Here is a 17,314-nt window from a genome sequence, read left to right as displayed (position 1 = left end):
TAAACCCCGCCCAAAATCACTATTCAGGTTTTACAGGTGGCTCATCCGCCAATTTCCCTGAATGAACGCCCTCTTCCGTTCCTTGCCAGCCATGGCGCTGAATCACATTGAGATGCGCGCGGTCTTCGTTAATCACATCAGTAAGCATAGCGCTGGTGCGCTTGAGAACATCAGCACGTGCTGACCAGTCTGGAGCTGGCACCATCTCTTCCACCATTTGCATATTGAATCGGCGGAAATGGTCAGCTCGTTCCCGTGCCTCGTAACTCCCTACACCCAGCCCTTCGAGCGCTCTGCGCCCCACTTTCAACGCCCCTTCAAATGTCTCACGCTCAGGTTGGTCGATCCCCAACTGACGAAGTCGAATAAAGTGGTCGAGATCGCGTGCGCGGGCAATCACTTTCAGATGCGGGAAATGCTCCTGCACCAGTTCGGCTAACTGCATATTGGCATCTGGATCGTCGATGGCGTTGATCAGCACTTCGGCTTTTGCCGCACCTGCAGATTCAAGTAAATCCACACGGGTTGCATCACCATAAAACACCTTGGTACCAAATTTACGCAGCGTTTCGATATGGTCTGGATCGTGATCGAGAACCACCATTTTCACTCCGCTAGTCAGTAGCAAGCGCCCAGCGATTTGCCCAAAGCGCCCGAAACCGGCAACGATCACGCGCGGTTGTTCTTCATCGATTTCATCGGCTTCCCTCGCCTGCTCTTTGCCTGATTTTTCCAGACGATTAAGCAATACCAACAGAAGTGGCGTTGCCGCCATAGAGAGTGCGACGGCAAGCGTGAGCGATTTTGCCCAGCTGTCGTCCAGCACCTCTGCCATTCTGGCTGTACCAAAAATGACGAAGGCAAACTCACTTCCCTGCCCCAGCAGAACGGCAAACCAACGACGCTGTTTACGCGGTACGTTAAGGGTTTTTGCCACGGTCCAAAGCGTAACAGTTTTAATTGCCAGGAAACCGAACAGCAGCACGATGATGCGTAACGGGTTATCCAGCAGCGTACCAAAATCTATCGACATCCCCACGCCGATGAAAAACAGCCCCAGCAGCAATCCTTTGAAGGGTTCAATATCGCTTTCCAGCGCATGGCGATACTCAGAACTTGCCAGTAAAACCCCCGCCAGGAACGCGCCCATCGCCATGGAAAGCCCGGCTTCCTCGAGCAATAAGCCAAAGCCGAACACCATAAACAACGCCATGGCGCTGAATACTTCCCGCAGGCCAGATCGCGCCACAAACCGCAGTAATGGGCGCGTAACATAGCGACCTAACAATATGACTATCGCCAGTGCCCCCACCACTTTAAGGGCGGAAATCGAAAACGCGGCAAAGGTCGTGGTTGTGCCACTGCTGGCTAGTAAGGGGATCATGGCGACCAGCGGAATGGCGGCGATATCCTGAAACAGCAGTACCGCAAATGCACTGCGCCCCATTTGCGAAACCGTCAGGTTGCGCTCATTCATCGCCTGCATGGCGATGGCGGTGGAAGAGAGCGCCAGCGTCAGGCCGATTAAGACCGCCACTTGCCAGCGTAACCCGAGGAACATGCAGAACAAGCCGAGCAGCAACCCACACGCCACCATTTGCAACATGCCACCGCCAAATACCGACACACGCAGGGTCCATAAGCGTTGCGGGTCCAGCTCCAGACCGATGACGAATAGCATCAACACCACGCCTATCTCCGCAAAGTGCAGAATAGTTTCGGCATCGGTCACTAACCGCAACCCCCACGGGCCGATAATGCAGCCTGCAATCAGGTAGCCGAGCACCGACCCCAACCCAAGACGCACCGCAATCGGCACAATGATTGCCGCGGAGCCGAGATAAATCAGCGCCTGAATCATGCTGTGGCTATCCATGATTCGCCTCCTTCCAGTCGAGCAAGCGTTGCTTGTACATTTCAGCCTGAACCTCGAGGGTGTTTTCGTCGCAAACAAAGGTGTAATGGATAGTGAAATGCGGCAACCAGTTCATACCGCAATACAACGCGGTGGCTTGTAATGGTTGGCCGAGGACGTCAAAACCTGGATGGTCACCCAGTTCGAAATGGTTATCACCGCCACCCGTGGTGACAGCCCACATCACGTTTTTACCGTGTAATGCCGTACCACCGTGGCCATACGCCCAGCCGTGAGAAAGCACCTTATCAATCCACAATTTCATCAATGGCGGCGTACTGTACCACTGCATTGGATGCTGCCAGATAACCAGATCGGCGCGGCTCAATGCCTCTTGTTCAGCAGCAATATCAATATTGAAATCAGGATATAAAGCGTAAAGAGAGCGCACTTCTACATCGGGCAAAAGTGAAGCCTGCTCTATCATTTTTCGGTTTGCATGGGAGTGATGCGGGTACGGATGTGCATAAATAATCAGAATCATAGGGTTGCTTGTCCATATGCGTAATCATCACAGTGTAGTCGCTTAACGATATCCAGCCTACATGTGTGATCTACATAACAAAAAAAGGCTCACCGAAGTGAGCCTTATTAAACTAAACAACCCGAAGATTACTTAGTAATCTGCGCGTGCATTTCCTGAACTGAAATGACTTTTTCAGTTGCATCGGAATTCAGCGCCATCGCGGTGGCAAAGCCGCCGTTCAGCGTGGTGTCGTAATGCACTTTATATTGCAGCGCACTGCGACGGATGAGCTTGGAATCCTCAATCGCCTGACGGCCCGCGGTGGTGTTGATGATGTAGGTATATTCGCCATTCTTGATACGGTCCTGAATGTGCGGACGACCTTCATGCACCTTGTTCACCAGACGTGGGTTGATACCCGCTTCACCCAGCACAACCGCAGTGCCGTGAGTCGCATCCAGCTCAAAGCCCTGTTTCAGCAGTTTGGCTGCCAGATCCACCACGCGTTTTTTATCGCCTTCACGAACCGACAGCAGCGCACGACCTGGTTTACGCATTGTAGACTGGCTACCCAGCATCGCTTTCGAGAATGCTTCAGCGAAGGTACGGCCAACACCCATGACTTCACCGGTGGAGCGCATTTCTGGCCCTAACAGTGGGTCAACGCCCGGGAATTTGTTGAACGGCAGTACCACTTCTTTCACGGAGTAGTAAGGCGGGATGATTTCTTTGGTCATGCCCTGCTGAACCAGCGTTTGCCCTACCATCACGCGCGCGGCCACTTTCGCCAACGCCATGCCGGTTGCTTTGGAAACAAACGGTACGGTACGCGCAGCACGCGGGTTCACTTCAATCAGGTAGACTTCGTTATCTTTCACCGCAAACTGCACGTTCATCAAACCGCGAACCTGCAATTCGAAAGCCAGTTTCTGCACCTGCTGGCGCATCACGTCCTGGATTTCCTGGCTCAGGGTATAAGCTGGCAAAGAACATGCAGAGTCACCAGAGTGAACGCCCGCCTGCTCGATGTGCTCCATGATGCCGCCAATCAGCACGGTTTCACCGTCGCAGATGGCATCGACATCCACTTCTACCGCGTCGTCGAGGAAGCGGTCCAGCAGCACTGGCGCGTCGTTAGACACGCTAACCGCAGTCTGGAAGTAGCGACGTAAATCGACTTCGTCGTAGACGATTTCCATTGCGCGTCCACCCAGTACGTAGGATGGGCGAACCACCAGCGGATAACCAATCTGCGCCGCTTTTTCGACGGCCATTTCGATGGTGGTTACCGTGGCGTTGGCTGGCTGTTTCAGCTTCAGGCGGTCAACAGCGTGCTGGAAACGTTCGCGGTCTTCAGCACGGTCGATAGCGTCAGGGCTGGTGCCGATAATCGGTACGCCTGCGGCTTCCAGTTCACGCGCCAGTTTCAGCGGGGTCTGGCCGCCGTACTGCACGATAACGCCTTTAGGTTTCTCAACACGCACGATTTCCAGCACATCTTCGAAGGTCACTGGCTCGAAGTACAGACGGTCAGACGTGTCGTAGTCGGTAGAAACGGTTTCTGGGTTGCAGTTAACCATGATGGTTTCATAACCATCTTCGCGCAGCGCCAGAGAGGCGTGTACGCAGCAGTAGTCAAACTCGATACCCTGTCCGATACGGTTCGGGCCACCACCCAGTACCATGATTTTGTCACGGTCGTTGTTCGGGTTCGCTTCGCACTCATCTTCATACGTTGAGTACATGTACGCGGTGTCGGTTGAGAATTCCGCAGCACAGGTATCAACGCGCTTATAAACCGGATGCAGTTTGTATTGTTCGCGCAGTTTACGGATTTCAGATTCGCGAACACCTGCCAGTTTTGCCAGACGCGCATCGGCAAAGCCTTTACGCTTAAGCATGCGCAGGAAGTCGTGGTCCAGACCGGTGATACCGACTTCTTGCACTTTCTCTTCCAGACGAACCAACTCTTCAATCTGTACCAGGAACCAGCGGTCAATATTGGTCAGGTTGAATACGCCATCAACAGACAGACCTGCACGGAATGCGTCGGCCACGTACCAGATACGCTCGGCACCGGCGTCTTTCAGCTCGCGGCGGATTTTGGTCAGGGCTTCCGGGTCATCCAGATTCACTTTCGGGTCAAAACCGGTCGCGCCCACTTCCAGGCCGCGCAGCGCTTTTTGCAGTGATTCCTGTTGTGTGCGGCCAATCGCCATCACTTCACCGACAGATTTCATCTGGGTGGTCAGACGGTCGTTCGCACCAACGAATTTCTCGAAGTTAAAGCGTGGAATTTTAGTCACAACGTAGTCGATGGACGGTTCGAACGAAGCTGGCGTTTTACCACCTGTGATGTCGTTCATCAGTTCATCGAGGGTGTAACCGACAGCCAGTTTGGCCGCCACTTTCGCAATCGGGAAGCCGGTAGCTTTGGATGCCAGCGCGGAAGAACGTGACACGCGCGGGTTCATCTCGATAACAATCAGACGGCCCGTTTTCGGGTTAACCGAGAACTGTACGTTAGAACCACCGGTTTCCACGCCGATTTCACGCAGTACCGCCATCGAGGCGTTACGCATGATTTGGTACTCTTTGTCGGTCAGTGTTTGAGCCGGTGCCACGGTGATGGAGTCACCCGTGTGGATGCCCATCGGGTCAAGGTTTTCGATAGAGCAAACGATGATGCAGTTGTCGTTTTTATCACGCACCACTTCCATCTCGTACTCTTTCCAACCGATCAGCGATTCGTCAATCAGCAGCTCTTTGGTTGGGGAAAGATCCAGACCACGCTCGCAGATCTCTTCGAACTCTTCACGGTTGTAAGCGATACCGCCGCCGGTGCCACCCATGGTGAATGAAGGACGGATGATGCACGGATAACCCACGTCAGCCGCAACAGCCAGCGCTTCTTCCATGTTGTGAGCAATGCCGGAGCGCGCAGTATCGAGGCCAATTTTTTTCATTGCCACGTCGAAACGGCGACGGTCTTCGGCTTTATCAATGGCGTCGGCGGTCGCACCAATCATGGTGACGCCAAACTCAGCCAGCACGCCCTGACGTTCCAGTTCCAGCGCACAGTTCAGTGCGGTCTGGCCGCCCATGGTTGGCAGCACAGCGTCCGGGCGCTCTTTCTCAATGATTTTGCGAACCACTTCCCAGTGAATCGGCTCGATGTAGGTCGCATCCGCCATTTCTGGGTCGGTCATGATGGTCGCCGGGTTGGAGTTCACCAGAACAACACGGTAACCCTCTTCACGCAGCGCTTTACACGCCTGCGCACCGGAATAGTCGAACTCACACGCCTGGCCGATAACAATGGGGCCTGCGCCGAGGATCAGGATGCTTTTTATATCTGTACGTTTTGGCATTTTCTTAGCTCCTGATTATTTCGCAGACTGACGGTAGTGCTTAATTAATTCGATAAAGTGGTCAAACAGCGGCGCCGCATCGTGCGGGCCAGGGCTTGCTTCTGGGTGCCCCTGGAAGCTGAATGCGGCTTTATCTGTGCGATGAATACCTTGCAGCGTGCCATCGAACAATGACTTGTGGGTCACGCGCAGATTCGCTGGCAGCGTGGCTTCGTCTACCGCAAAACCGTGGTTCTGAGCGGTAATCATCACGCAATCACGGTCGAGGTCTTTAACCGGGTGGTTGCCGCCGTGGTGACCAAACTTCATCTTCACGGTTTTCGCACCGCTCGCCAGAGCCAGTAACTGGTGGCCCAGACAAATACCGAACACCGGTACGTCGGTTTCTAGGAAAGATTTAATTGCGCTGATGGCGTAATCGCATGGTGCCGGGTCACCAGGACCATTAGACAGGAAGATGCCGTCTGGATTTAACTTCAGCACATCTTCAGCGGACGTTTGTGCCGGAACCACCGTCAGACGGCAGCCGCGGTCAACCAACATACGCAGAATGTTGCGTTTCACGCCGTAATCGTAAGCGACAACATGGAATGGCAAATCTTCTTCTTTAGCCGCTTCAGGCAATTCGCCTTCCAGCGTCCAACTCCCCTGTTGCCAGGCGTAAGATTCCTTCGTGGTCACTTCTTTCGCCAGATCCATACCGTTGAGGCCTGGGAATGCTTTCGCTTTTTCCAGCGCCAATGCCGCGTCTAAGTTATCTCCGGCGATGATGCAGCCGTTCTGTGCACCTTTCTCGCGCAGAATACGGGTCAACTTACGGGTATCGATATCGGCGATGGCCACAATGTTATGGCGCTTGAGGTAGGAAGAAAGGTCTTCGGTATTGCGGTAGTTGCTGGCAATCAGTGGTAGGTCACGGATAACGAGGCCTTGCGCATGTACCTGGGAGGATTCTTCGTCAGCAGCATTGGTGCCGACATTGCCGATATGAGGATAAGTAAGAGTGACGATTTGGCGGGAATAGGAAGGATCAGTGAGGATTTCTTGATAACCGGTCATAGAAGTGTTGAAAACGACTTCCCCCACTGCCGACCCCGATGCCCCAATGGCCCGACCGTGGAATTGGGTTCCGTCTTCCAGAACCAATATTGCTGACTTAATCAAAACGCCCTCCAGGGAATAAACAGTCAATTTATTTGCATATTAATTCAAAACCATTTCCTGAATCAATGCAAAACAGCCTGTCATTTGGATTTTTGACAAACGGCGGCATTCTAGTGAGAGACCGGGGAAAAGTCTACCACAAGCGCAACTTTTTATGTGTTTTTTGCCACTCTGAGTGGAAAAAGTGGAATTGACCGATGAAATCAACAACTAACTTATAGCGCGTAAACGGTTGCGGACCTGGATGAATAGGAAACTAACGATTTCCGGGGTGAAAAGTGGACCAAATGGTCAAAATTAATCATGAGACAGCAAAAATAGACAGGAAGAACGCATTTAATGAAGGTTAGATGGCTATAACGATGAAATACACCAATAAAATTACAAAATAAAAAGGGCAATAAAATATTGCCCTATCAATCAATACTTTATGATTGAAATAACCACATCACGATGGGTAATAAGATTTACAAACTATTCAGATCCAGCACATCACGCATATCATAAAGACCATTTTTCATTGATTTCAGCCATGAAGCAGATCTAACTGCGCCATTTGCAAAAGTCATGCGACTTGAAGCTTTATGCGTGATTTCAATGCGCTCGCCGATGTCCGCAAACATCGCCGTATGTTCACCAATAATGTCGCCCGCACGCACCGTAGCAAAACCAATAGTGCCTGGAACGCGCTCGCCGGTGTACCCTTCACGGGAGTAAACCGCACACTCTTTCAAATCTTTGTCCATCGCATGTGCAATGGCTTCACCCATTGCCAACGCGGTGCCTGACGGCGCATCCACTTTGTGGCGATGATGGGCTTCGATGATCTCGATGTCGGTATAATCCCCCATCACTTTGGCCGCTTTTTCTAACAGCTTGAGCATCACGTTCACACCCACGCTAAAGTTTGCCGCAAAGACAATGGGGACGTCAGCTGAGGCATCCGTAATCGCCTGCTTGCCCGCATCATCAAAACCAGTGGTACCAATAACCATCCCTTTGCCGTGTTGGCGGCAAAAAGCCAGATGATTCAATGTGCCTTCAGGACGAGTGAAATCGATAAACACATCGAAATCCTTCACGACCGCATCCAAGCTGTCGCTGACAATGACGCCTGTTTTGGCAACGCCTGCTAGTTCACCAGCGTCACTTCCTACTAAGGATGAACCCGGACGCTCAAGCGCAGCACCCAGTTTGACGCCATCCATCAGTATTGCGGCCTGAATCAATTGTCGCCCCATGCGACCACCCGCACCCGCGATTGCTACACGGACTTGTGACTCATCCATATTCACTCTCTTTTCTTTAATAAACATTCGTGTACCCAAATAACTCGATTGCAACCTATGCACCAGCGTCTCGAAGCCTGTCGGGTATACTCAGGTTAACTAGCCCAAAGCAGCCTCGCCACTCGAAAACACCGATAATAAGAAATTAATGACAAACGGCTAAAGTTATCAGTAAAACCTATGAATCACCTGACAATCAAAGGGTTTTAAGTCAGTCATTTTGCAAACCCGCACGACTCCCTTACCACCAACGTAGGCGGAAGGATTATCCGTTTTGGCGGTTCGTCGTTGCCCTGAATTCGCCTATACAATAACTCCCCCGCTTTGCGTCCAATCTCTTTGGCCGCGACGGAAACCGTCGTCAGTGCAGGCTGTACCAGAGACGCTTCGGTGATGTCGTCGAATCCTATCAGCGCAAAATCCACACCTGGCTGGCGGCCCATTTTCCGTAGCGTCTGCATCACACCCAGCGCCACAATATCCTGATAACAGACTGCCGCTGTGATTTCCGGATAACGGCTAAACAACTCTTCAGCCACCCGCGCGCCGTCACTTTGGCTGGCGAGCGATGAAACAACCCATTCGCTTTTCGGTTGGATACGATGTTCCAGCAATTTACTGCTGTAGCCCCCAATACGCTGGGCGCGGCTGATGGAGTTTTCACTGCCGCCGATAAATGCGATATGCCGGTGGCCCAGACGCAGCAAATGCTGTGTCGCCAGTTGCGTACCCAAAAAGTTGTCAGTGCCGACGAAATCGAAATCAACGTCGTCCATTGGGCGCACCACCATAATCGCCGGAATGTTCCGCCGCTTCAGAGTTTCGAAAAACAGCGGCGGCGTCTCTCTTGCCGCGCACAACACCATTCCGCAGGCGTTGTTACGCATCAGAGAATCGACAAACTTTTGCTGGCGTTCACCCGATTCCTCGCTATTGGCGAGGAACAGCAGCAAGTCGTGGCGCTCCATTTCCTGACTCAGCCCGGCAGTCATTTCGCCATAAAACGGGTTGGTGATGTCGTGCAGTAATAATCCGACCTGGTTGCTGGTGCGATTGCGTAGATTCGCAGCCGTCTGGTTGTAAACATAACCCAGATCGTCCAGGGCTTTGAGTACGCGACTTCGGGTGGCGTCAGATATTCGGCCTCGATTACGCAACACCATCGAAACGGTCGCGGTTGAAACTTCCGCCTGTTTTGCAACCTGGGCAAGGGTAACGGTGCTCATCGACACTCCTTACAATTAAGCATTTCCCAATAGATTAATCGAATAACCAAAAAATTACTCTCTGCCATGTGAAAGCCATCACAGATAACTCAATTATTCGCAATCTATTGCTAAAAGTGGTGGGTTAATCGCGTTTACCACACTGTTCAAAATGGGTTAATCGATTAATCTTAATCTATCAGAAACAGGGAGAATATTATGCATCCGGCATCATACGATAAGTATCCCGAAGTCAGGGTTTCAGGGTTTGACCATCAGGCAACTCAGGGCTGGTCAGCTATCAAGCACATGCTTGATAAGCAACTCACGCGCACCGAAAAAACCGTGCTAGTCATTGACTGCTACCCCGGTGTTCAACTTGACGAACTGCATTCACAACTCATTACGCAGTTGCATCCGGATCTGGTTATCAACGCAGGATCAGCGCGGTTGAGCGAGCAACATCTGCATGACTTGCTGGCGTATAACCTGACCGATGACCGCGTCTTCGGCGTGCTTTCCTGCCACGAACTACCCGAATTTTTCTGCCCGGAAAAACTGGCCCACGCCCAGCAGCAGGTTGCTGAAGTCAACAACGGTCTGGTCGTGATTTACGGCCCAGGGGCTGCATTGATCCACCAGGGTGACATGCTGGTCTATGCCGATCTTGCGCGCTGGGAAATCCAACAGCGTTTTCGTCGGGGTGAATTGGGCAACTGGGGCGTAGATAATTGTGATGAAGATATTCTGCGCCGCTATAAACGTGCCTTTTTCATTGAGTGGCGCGTGTTTGACCGCCATAAAACCCCGTTGCTAAAACGGGCAGATTTCCTGCTCGATACCAACAACCCTGAACAACCCGCCATGGTCAGTGGTGAAGCGCTACGCCACGGCCTGCAACAAACCACGCAACAGCCTTTCCGCGTGGTGCCCTTCTTCGACCCAGGAGTCTGGGGCGGCCAATGGATGAAAGACAAATTCAATCTCGATCCCTCAAAGCCAAATTACGCATGGTGTTTTGACTGTGTGCCCGAGGAGAACAGCCTGTTACTGCGTTTTGGTGATGTGCGGATCGAGATCCCCTCTCAGGATCTGGTGTTGCTTTACCCTCGCCCGCTGCTTGGTGAGCGCGTTCATGCCCGATTTGGTGCGGAATTCCCGATCCGTTTCGATTTCCTCGATACCATCGGCGGGCAGAATTTAAGTTTCCAGGTGCATCCGATAACGGAGTACATCCAGCAGCATTTCGGGATGCACTACACGCAAGATGAAAGCTACTACCTGTTGGAAGCGGAACCGGGTGCGGAAGTTTACCTCGGGACTAAAACGGGCATCGATCCGCAAGAAATGCTCGATGACCTTGCCGCCGCACAGCGTGGAGAAAAAGCGTTTGATGATGAGAAGTTCGTTAACCGCTTCCCGGCCCGTAAACACGATCATTTCCTGATCCCTGCGGGCACCGTGCACTGTTCAGGATCGGGCGCGATGGTGCTGGAAATCAGCGCCACGCCGTACATTTTCACCTTTAAATTATGGGACTGGGGCCGATTAGGTCTCGATGGTCTGCCGCGTCCGGTGCATCTGGAACATGGCGCGCAAGTCATTGACTGGCAACGTGATACCCAATGGGTGACCGAGCACCTGGTGAACCATTTCGAGCCGATTGCCGAAGGCGACGGCTGGCGCGAAGAACGTACCGGCCTGCATGAACGGGAGTTTATAGAAACACGTCGCCACTGGTTTACTCAGCCCGTAACGCACCATACCAACGGCGGGGTCAACGTGCTGAACCTGGTAGAAGGTGACGAAGCGCTGGTTGACAGCCCAAGCGGCGCATTCGAACCGTTTGTCGTGCACTACGCCGAAACCTTCATCATTCCCGCAGCCGTTGGGGAATACCGAATTTCACCGTACGGTCACGGTGCTCATCAACAACTCGCCACCATGAAAGCCTGGGTAAGGGGATAAAAATGATTAATGTGATTCTGGCAACACACGGCTCACTGGCAGAGGCGCTTCTCACCAGTTCGCGCATGGTATACGGCGAGTTGCCGCATGTTTTCCCCGTCATGCTCACGGAAAACAAAGGCATCAATAGTTTTGCTGATGAGTTTTCCGCTGTTTTGAAAGAGGCAAGCAAAGGAGCCGATGGTGTGCTGGTGTTGTGTGATTTGCAAAGCGGTACGCCGTGGAACATCGCCTGTCATCATGCGTTCGACCCACAAACACAGCCACCAATCGCGGTTCTCGGTGGGGTGAATTTCCCGATGCTGCTGTTAAGCGATGAAGTAAAAGATCTGCAAGATGTTGAGCACGCTGCCGCGCAATTGCTGGAGCAAACGCAAGAAACGCTGGTACAGGCACGCCTGGCTGAAGCTGCGCAATCGGATGATTTTTAAGGGGGCACGATGAGTATTTCATTTGTACGTATCGACGATCGGGTGATCCACGGCCAGTTAGTGACTCGCTGGGCAAAAGAGTTGCCATGCCAGGGGATTATCGCGATTGACGATGCAGTCGCCGCGGATCCTCTACTTTCCTCAGTCATGAAAGGTGCAGTGCAGGACATCAAAGTTTGGCTGTTTGATACCGCAACGGCGATTGAAAAACTGCCAAAGATCATCGCCAGCGAAAAGCAGTATTTCGTGATTGGCAAATCCCCCGTCACGCTAAAACGCATCGAAGAAGCGGGGATCAGCCTGCAAAACAGCAATAAAAAAATCAACGTTGGCCCGATGAGCGCACGTGCCACCACCACAACCATTGGCCCTAATCAGTCTGTAAACCCGGAAGAGATAGCCGCGTTCGACTACCTCTCAAGCCGCGGGCACCAGATTGAATTTCGTCTGGTTCCTGATGCCAGCAGCTATAGCTGGCAGGACGCTCGCCAAAAACTCAAATAAAGGAGTGCATTATGGCTTTTGAAGCGGCTTTGATCGGCATTCTCTGTTACCTCGGTGCGTTGAGCAGCCCATGGCTGCTGGGGCTTACTGGTGGCTGGTATTTGATTACTCGCCCGTTGGTTTCAGGAATGTTGGTAGGATTTATTCTCGGCGATGTTCAAACCGGGATTATCATTGGTGTGGCGGTTCAGGCTGTGTACATCGCGATGGTAACCCCCGGTGGATCTATGCCTGCCGATCTGAACTTTGTGGCTTTCCCGGCCATCGCGCTGGGTATCCTTTCCAATAAAGGCCCGGAAGTCGCCGTGGCGTTAGCCGCCACTATCGGTATTGCAGGGACTGTATTGTTCAACGCCATGATGGTACTGAACTCATGGTGGAACCACCGAGCAGACGTGGCACTTGAGAAAGGTGACGAACGCGGTGTGTACCTCAACAGCGCCATCTGGCCACAAGCCACCAATTTTGTGATGCGCTTTGTGCCGACGTTTATTGCCGTCTATTTTGGCGCGCAGTATATCAATGCCTTTATGGACAGCCTGCCGCATATCGTCCTTTCCACGATGAACGTGCTGGGCGGCATTCTGCCTGCGGTCGGTATCGCGATTCTTCTCAAACAAATCATCAAAAATTACAGCATGCTGATTTACTTCCTGGTGGGGTTTATCTGCATCGTTTTCCTGAAGTTAAACATGGTGGCGCTGGTGATTGTCGGGGCGCTGCTGGCGTTAATTCACTACAACTACAAACCCGAGCCGCAGGCTGAACGTGTAGCCTCAACCGCCACTGATGATGAGGATGAATTCTGATGGAAGAACGTAAACTCACTCGCCAGGATTTACGCCGCTGCTGGCGTAGCTGGATGATGTACAACCTCTCGTCCATGAGCTTTGAGCGCCTTGAGTCATTCGGTTTTTGTTTGAGCATGCTGCCGGTGGCGAAAAAACTCTATCCCGATGAGGAGCAACGTAAGGAAATGCTCAAGCGCCACGCGTCGTTTTATAACACCGAGCCACAGTTGGGTGCGATAGTGAACGGCATGGTGCTGGGACTGGAAGAAAAGCGCGCCAATGGTGAACCAATTGACGGCGAAACCATCAACACCCTGAAAGTGGGATTGATGGGACCAGTGGCAGGCATTGGTGATTCAATGATCCCTGGGATGCTAATCCCGATTCTTCTCAGTATCGGCATGGCGCTTGCGGCAGGCGGGAATATCCTCGGACCGCTGTTTTATTGCGTTGCCTGGCTTGCGATCATCATTCCCGGATCGTGGTTCCTGTTCCTGAAAGGTTACCGCATGGGTTCAACGTCTGTTGAAATGCTGGTGAGCAGCAAATCAACGCGCCTGCGGGAAGCGCTATCGTTACTCGGCGTATTCGTAATGGGTGGCGTGGCGGCAAGTTATGTGAAGCTGGGGACCGGGCTTGAGTTTGTCACCAAAGATGGCGTGAATATTCATGTGCAGCAGATGCTGGATGGAATTTTCCCGAATTTGTTACCGTTGCTGGTCGTGATTGGCACTTGGTATTTGATGGCTAAACGCGGTGTTTCGCCGGTGAAAGCGATGTTGCTGTTGTTGGTGCTGGCAGCGGCAGGTGTGGCAGTTGGATTGTTTAGTTAATTGTCGTGTTACTTTCCCCCTCACCCCCGCCCTCTCCCAAAGGAGAGGGAGGAAACCGTACGTCCCCTCTCCCTCAGGGAGAGGGTTAGGGTGAGGGTATTTTTTAAGGATGAAAATTCACCCACTTCTGACTCACCATCCCCGGCTTAGAAATAAACTGAAACCGCGCAGGATCGTCTATAAATTGCTGATATAACGGCTCATCTGTTATACCAAACTCGGTATAACAACGCGGCGACGTCACCTGTAAGCGCCCCGGCATGTAATGGCGATTATGCTGCCAGGCAATATGTTCATCTTGTAACAACGGATACCACGCCAACCCTTTGTAAGCGCGAACCGCCTCGTATTCAAAACCGTATTCTCTGTCACACCAGGCACCGAACGTCAGTGGTTCATCGGGCGATGCTGAAATCGTGGCGTGCGCCCAACCCGGCGGTACCAGCACTTTTTCACCGGGGCCTGCGAGAACGGCAAAACAGCGCCCCGGATCGTCAGCAACATACTCCTGCATATAGATAATCGCTTTGCCCTGCCAGATTTCATACAGCTCAGGCGGCGACCAACCGCTATGGCTGCTGATGCGGTGAATATGTCCCTGGCTACGTATGGGTTCATCACCCAAGCGCCCAGAGGCGTACGTCACCACGCCAAACAGCAACATACGTTTTTTGAGCTCTTCCCTGTCCTGCAAACGCGCCACATCCATCACGATGGCATAAACATCTTCCGGCCCATCACAGTGCGGATCGCGTAACGAAGCGCGGATGCTTTCAAGTTTGCGGATCTCCGGCACCGGCCCGATCACTTCTTCGCCGTAGCTAAAGCCCATTGGCTGGTGGTGCACTTGCATATCCAGCCCGAAATGCAGGTGCGACTTAGCCATTTTGCACCTCTTTGCCCTGAATTTTTCCGTCCTGCAAAATAACGCGTAAGGCAAAACCCTGCGCCAGCGAGCCGTAATCATGGCCCGCAATGCTCGGCCAAACAGCCAGCGCTGAGAGCACTTCGCTGCCGGTATTGATCAGCCGATGCGCGGTATCCCCTGGAATAATGTGCACGGAACCCGGTGAGACATGCTCCAGCCAAGCTTTGCGCTGCTCGTTTTGCAACAGCAGCAAGCCACTTCCCCGTATCCCGAAATACACTTCTCCCTGCTCGCGGCGCTGATGGAAATGCCCGCGAGTCATATGGAATTCATTGCCCACACGGCCCGGATGCAGATGCGTCATGCCAACATACAACTCACCTTCCCCTTGCAGGGAATTGAGCATTTCGACTTCATAAATCGGAGTATCGGATGGAATAGCCTGCCAGGCGGCGATATCGTGAAATACGCCGCTCAAATCACCGCTGCGGGTGACTTTTTTAATCACATTTTCAGCCGTGAATTGGCCCGTAAGGAACGCCACGCTCGGTGGCTTATTGAAGGTAATGCTCATAGTTTTTCTCCGGCCCAAGGAGAACTGCTGAATCAGCATAGCAAGGTTAATCGATTAACCGAATAGTTGGACCGGAGAAAGTCGATCTGCATCGCGTTAAATATTACGGGGCCAGCGCCAGCACCTCTGCCACCCACGCCTGGAAACCTGCTACGTCTAAATCCATTGCTACCTGCGCATTGGGCTGTCGTTGTAAACGACCCTCCAGATCGACAACCGTGGTTCCCGCCGTAAACTCGCCGTGGGTTTCTACCGCGACAAAGCACGATTGGGTCTGGAAGAGTTCAGGTTTCACCAACCAGGCGATAGCGCAGAGATCATGCATTCTCAAACCCGTAGACATACTTCCGCTGCGATAGTGGCTGAACAGCGCGTGCAGCATTTTCCCGGTTTGATTCAGTTCAGGAAGTGTTGCCAGATATGCTGGGCTAAGCATCGCCTGATTGGTCACATCCAGCCCGCACATCACGATCTCCAGCCCGCTTTCAAAGACGCGCGCGCCTGCTTCAGGGTCGATAGCCATATTGAATTCAGCGTTCGGTGTGAAATTACCGCGACCCGCCGATCCGCCCATGATCACCAGACGTTTGATCTTCGGTTTGCACTCTGGGTACTGAGTGAGCAACAAAGCGATGTTGGTCAACGGGCCAATCGCCACCAGCGTGACGGGCTCAGGACATGCATTTAAACAATCATAAATGGCCTGAAAAGCCGGTTTATCCAGCGGCTGGCGTTGATGTTCAACGAACGCATAACCTTCCATGCCGGACTCACCATGAACATAGGCTGCATCACGCAGTTTGCGCACCAGCGGGGTGGCGGCACCTTGTGCAACCGGAATATTCTTCTGCCAGAAGTGCATTAATTGCAGGGCATTGCGCGTTGTTTTCTCAATGCTGACGTTGCCTGCGACTGTCGTCAGAAGTTTTAAATCCAGCTGCGGGGCAAAAATCGCGGCGGCTATCGCGACGGCATCATCAATGCCAGGGTCGGTATCGAGAATGATTGAAGTTTTGTCCATAAATCGCGCTCTTCTCTTTTAAGCTTATTAGGTACATAGGTGGCGATTAGCTTACTATGTAGCTCGCTTCTATTTTTTGGTCTGGTCGAGAAAAACGATGAAAACCCCACAGGCAAGCATTTCAGAATCCGTCACTCAACATCTTGCGCGACGAATTATGCACGGCGATCTCGCGCCGGGGCTTTCACTGCCTGGTGAGAACGAACTGGCCGTTGAATATGAAGTCTCACGCACTTCCGTGCGCAATGCGCTCCAGGTTCTTGCGGCAAAAGGACTTATCTCGATCCAGGCCAAAAAACGCAGCACAGTGAACAGCCGCGAGCAGTGGAGCCTGCTGGATATCGACGTATTAGGCTGGCTGGCTGAAGGGGAACTCGACCTGAAACTGGTTGAGCAACTGATCGTGACGCGTCTGATCTTCGAGCCAAACGTGGCAACGCTTGCGGCACTCAATGCCAACGGCCACGATCTGGCAGCAATGGAAGATGCACTCTTACTGATGCGTAAAGGTCAGCTTGAAGCACAAAAATCCTTGTTTGAAGAAGGCGATATGGCGTTTCACCATGCCTTATTACGCGCCACGCATAACCCCTTTCTTTTAGCCCTCGGAAATGCACTTTCCGCAGCCATGGCGCTCTCCTTCCGGCAAACGCTTGAAAAAGACGTGCGCCAGACGAAAGCTGCCGTCGATGAACACTACCTGCTGTTTGATGCCATTCGCCTTAAACAAATCGATAATGCTCGCCTGCAAATGCGCAATATTCTGCTCAATGCCGCCAAAAAACGGATCTGGCAAGATCGGCCGGAAATGTTCGACCACATTATTTGATCCTCATCTGATGTAATTTCGATCTCCCTCACACATCGTGGCGTTTTTTTGTTCTAGCATTCTTGTATTACAAGATTGCATGGTT

The 17,314-nt window shown here is 52.4% G+C and carries 15 protein-coding genes; 6 read left to right on the top strand and 9 right to left on the bottom strand.

Annotated elements, in window-relative coordinates:
- Positions 1-19: 19 nt before the first annotated feature.
- The 6 genes from kefC to OH773_RS03240 all read right to left on the bottom strand — a co-directional run bounded on the left by kefC (position 20) and on the right by OH773_RS03240 (position 9,431).
- Positions 20-1,876 carry a glutathione-regulated potassium-efflux system protein KefC gene (gene kefC / locus OH773_RS03265; protein ID WP_270142980.1) on the bottom strand — a complete coding sequence of 619 codons (1,857 nt, stop codon included), beginning with the start codon at positions 1,874-1,876 and terminating at the stop codon, positions 20-22.
- Positions 1,869-2,399, bottom strand: a complete 531-nt coding sequence (gene kefF, locus OH773_RS03260; protein ID WP_183270634.1) for a glutathione-regulated potassium-efflux system oxidoreductase KefF — start codon at positions 2,397-2,399, stop codon at positions 1,869-1,871. The genes kefC and kefF overlap by 8 nt, the downstream gene beginning before the upstream one ends.
- Positions 2,400-2,527: 128 nt before the next feature.
- Positions 2,528-5,752, bottom strand: coding sequence for a carbamoyl-phosphate synthase large subunit (gene carB / locus OH773_RS03255; protein ID WP_183270635.1), 3,225 nt, complete (start codon positions 5,750-5,752; stop codon positions 2,528-2,530).
- Positions 5,753-5,767: 15 nt separating this feature from the next.
- On the bottom strand, positions 5,768-6,916 hold the full coding sequence (gene carA / locus OH773_RS03250; RefSeq protein ID WP_270142976.1) for a glutamine-hydrolyzing carbamoyl-phosphate synthase small subunit: 1,149 nt from the start codon (positions 6,914-6,916) through the stop codon (positions 5,768-5,770).
- Between the two features lie 467 nt (positions 6,917-7,383).
- Complete coding sequence (gene dapB / locus OH773_RS03245; protein WP_270142974.1) at positions 7,384-8,205, bottom strand: 4-hydroxy-tetrahydrodipicolinate reductase; 822 nt, start codon at positions 8,203-8,205, stop codon at positions 7,384-7,386.
- 215 nt (positions 8,206-8,420) lie between these two features.
- A complete protein-coding gene (locus tag OH773_RS03240; protein ID WP_270142972.1) occupies positions 8,421-9,431 on the bottom strand; it encodes a LacI family DNA-binding transcriptional regulator in 1,011 nt (336 codons plus the stop codon).
- Positions 9,432-9,629: 198 nt separating this feature from the next.
- On the opposite strand from OH773_RS03240, the gene OH773_RS03235 reads away from it, so the two are divergent.
- The 5 genes from OH773_RS03235 to OH773_RS03215 are packed head-to-tail and all read left to right on the top strand — an operon-like array spanning position 9,630 to position 13,937.
- On the top strand, positions 9,630-11,378 hold the full coding sequence (locus OH773_RS03235; RefSeq protein ID WP_270142970.1) for a class I mannose-6-phosphate isomerase: 1,749 nt from the start codon (positions 9,630-9,632) through the stop codon (positions 11,376-11,378).
- A gap of 2 nt (positions 11,379-11,380) precedes the next feature.
- Positions 11,381-11,809, top strand: a complete 429-nt coding sequence (locus OH773_RS03230; protein ID WP_270142968.1) for a PTS sugar transporter subunit IIA — start codon at positions 11,381-11,383, stop codon at positions 11,807-11,809.
- Between the two features lie 9 nt (positions 11,810-11,818).
- On the top strand, positions 11,819-12,313 hold the full coding sequence (locus OH773_RS03225) for a PTS system mannose/fructose/N-acetylgalactosamine-transporter subunit IIB (RefSeq protein WP_270142966.1): 495 nt from the start codon (positions 11,819-11,821) through the stop codon (positions 12,311-12,313).
- Between the two features lie 11 nt (positions 12,314-12,324).
- Positions 12,325-13,122 (top strand): PTS mannose/fructose/sorbose/N-acetylgalactosamine transporter subunit IIC, encoded by a 798-nt coding sequence (locus tag OH773_RS03220; protein WP_270142964.1) that lies wholly within the window; start codon positions 12,325-12,327, stop codon positions 13,120-13,122.
- The gene (locus tag OH773_RS03215) at positions 13,122-13,937 is read left to right on the top strand and encodes a PTS system mannose/fructose/sorbose family transporter subunit IID (protein ID WP_183270643.1); all 816 of its coding nucleotides are present in this window, start codon (positions 13,122-13,124) and stop codon (positions 13,935-13,937) included. The genes OH773_RS03220 and OH773_RS03215 overlap by 1 nt, the downstream gene beginning before the upstream one ends.
- A gap of 103 nt (positions 13,938-14,040) precedes the next feature.
- On the opposite strand, the gene OH773_RS03210 is transcribed toward OH773_RS03215, so the two are convergent.
- The 3 genes from OH773_RS03210 to rihC all read right to left on the bottom strand — a co-directional run bounded on the left by OH773_RS03210 (position 14,041) and on the right by rihC (position 16,400).
- Complete coding sequence (locus OH773_RS03210) at positions 14,041-14,823, bottom strand: glucose-6-phosphate isomerase family protein (RefSeq protein WP_270142961.1); 783 nt, start codon at positions 14,821-14,823, stop codon at positions 14,041-14,043.
- Positions 14,816-15,379, bottom strand: a complete 564-nt coding sequence (locus tag OH773_RS03205; protein ID WP_270142959.1) for a glucose-6-phosphate isomerase family protein — start codon at positions 15,377-15,379, stop codon at positions 14,816-14,818. Before OH773_RS03205 ends, OH773_RS03210 begins: the two co-directional genes overlap by 8 nt.
- Before the next feature lie 103 nt (positions 15,380-15,482).
- Positions 15,483-16,400: a ribonucleoside hydrolase RihC gene (rihC, locus tag OH773_RS03200; protein ID WP_270142957.1), complete on the bottom strand. Its 918-nt coding sequence runs from the start codon at positions 16,398-16,400 to the stop codon at positions 15,483-15,485.
- Between the two features lie 97 nt (positions 16,401-16,497).
- Here rihC and OH773_RS03195 point away from each other — a divergent pair, with 97 nt between their 5' ends.
- A complete protein-coding gene (locus OH773_RS03195; RefSeq protein WP_183270647.1) occupies positions 16,498-17,229 on the top strand; it encodes a FadR/GntR family transcriptional regulator in 732 nt (243 codons plus the stop codon).
- The last annotated feature ends 85 nt before the right edge of the window (positions 17,230-17,314 follow it).

This window comes from Buttiauxella sp. WJP83, assembly GCF_027594725.1.
In the GTDB taxonomy this organism is placed as follows: Bacteria; Pseudomonadota; Gammaproteobacteria; order Enterobacterales; family Enterobacteriaceae; genus Buttiauxella; species Buttiauxella selenatireducens.
The sequence above is the reverse complement of the archived record's forward strand: the minus strand, read 5'-3'. Positions and strand labels throughout refer to the sequence as shown.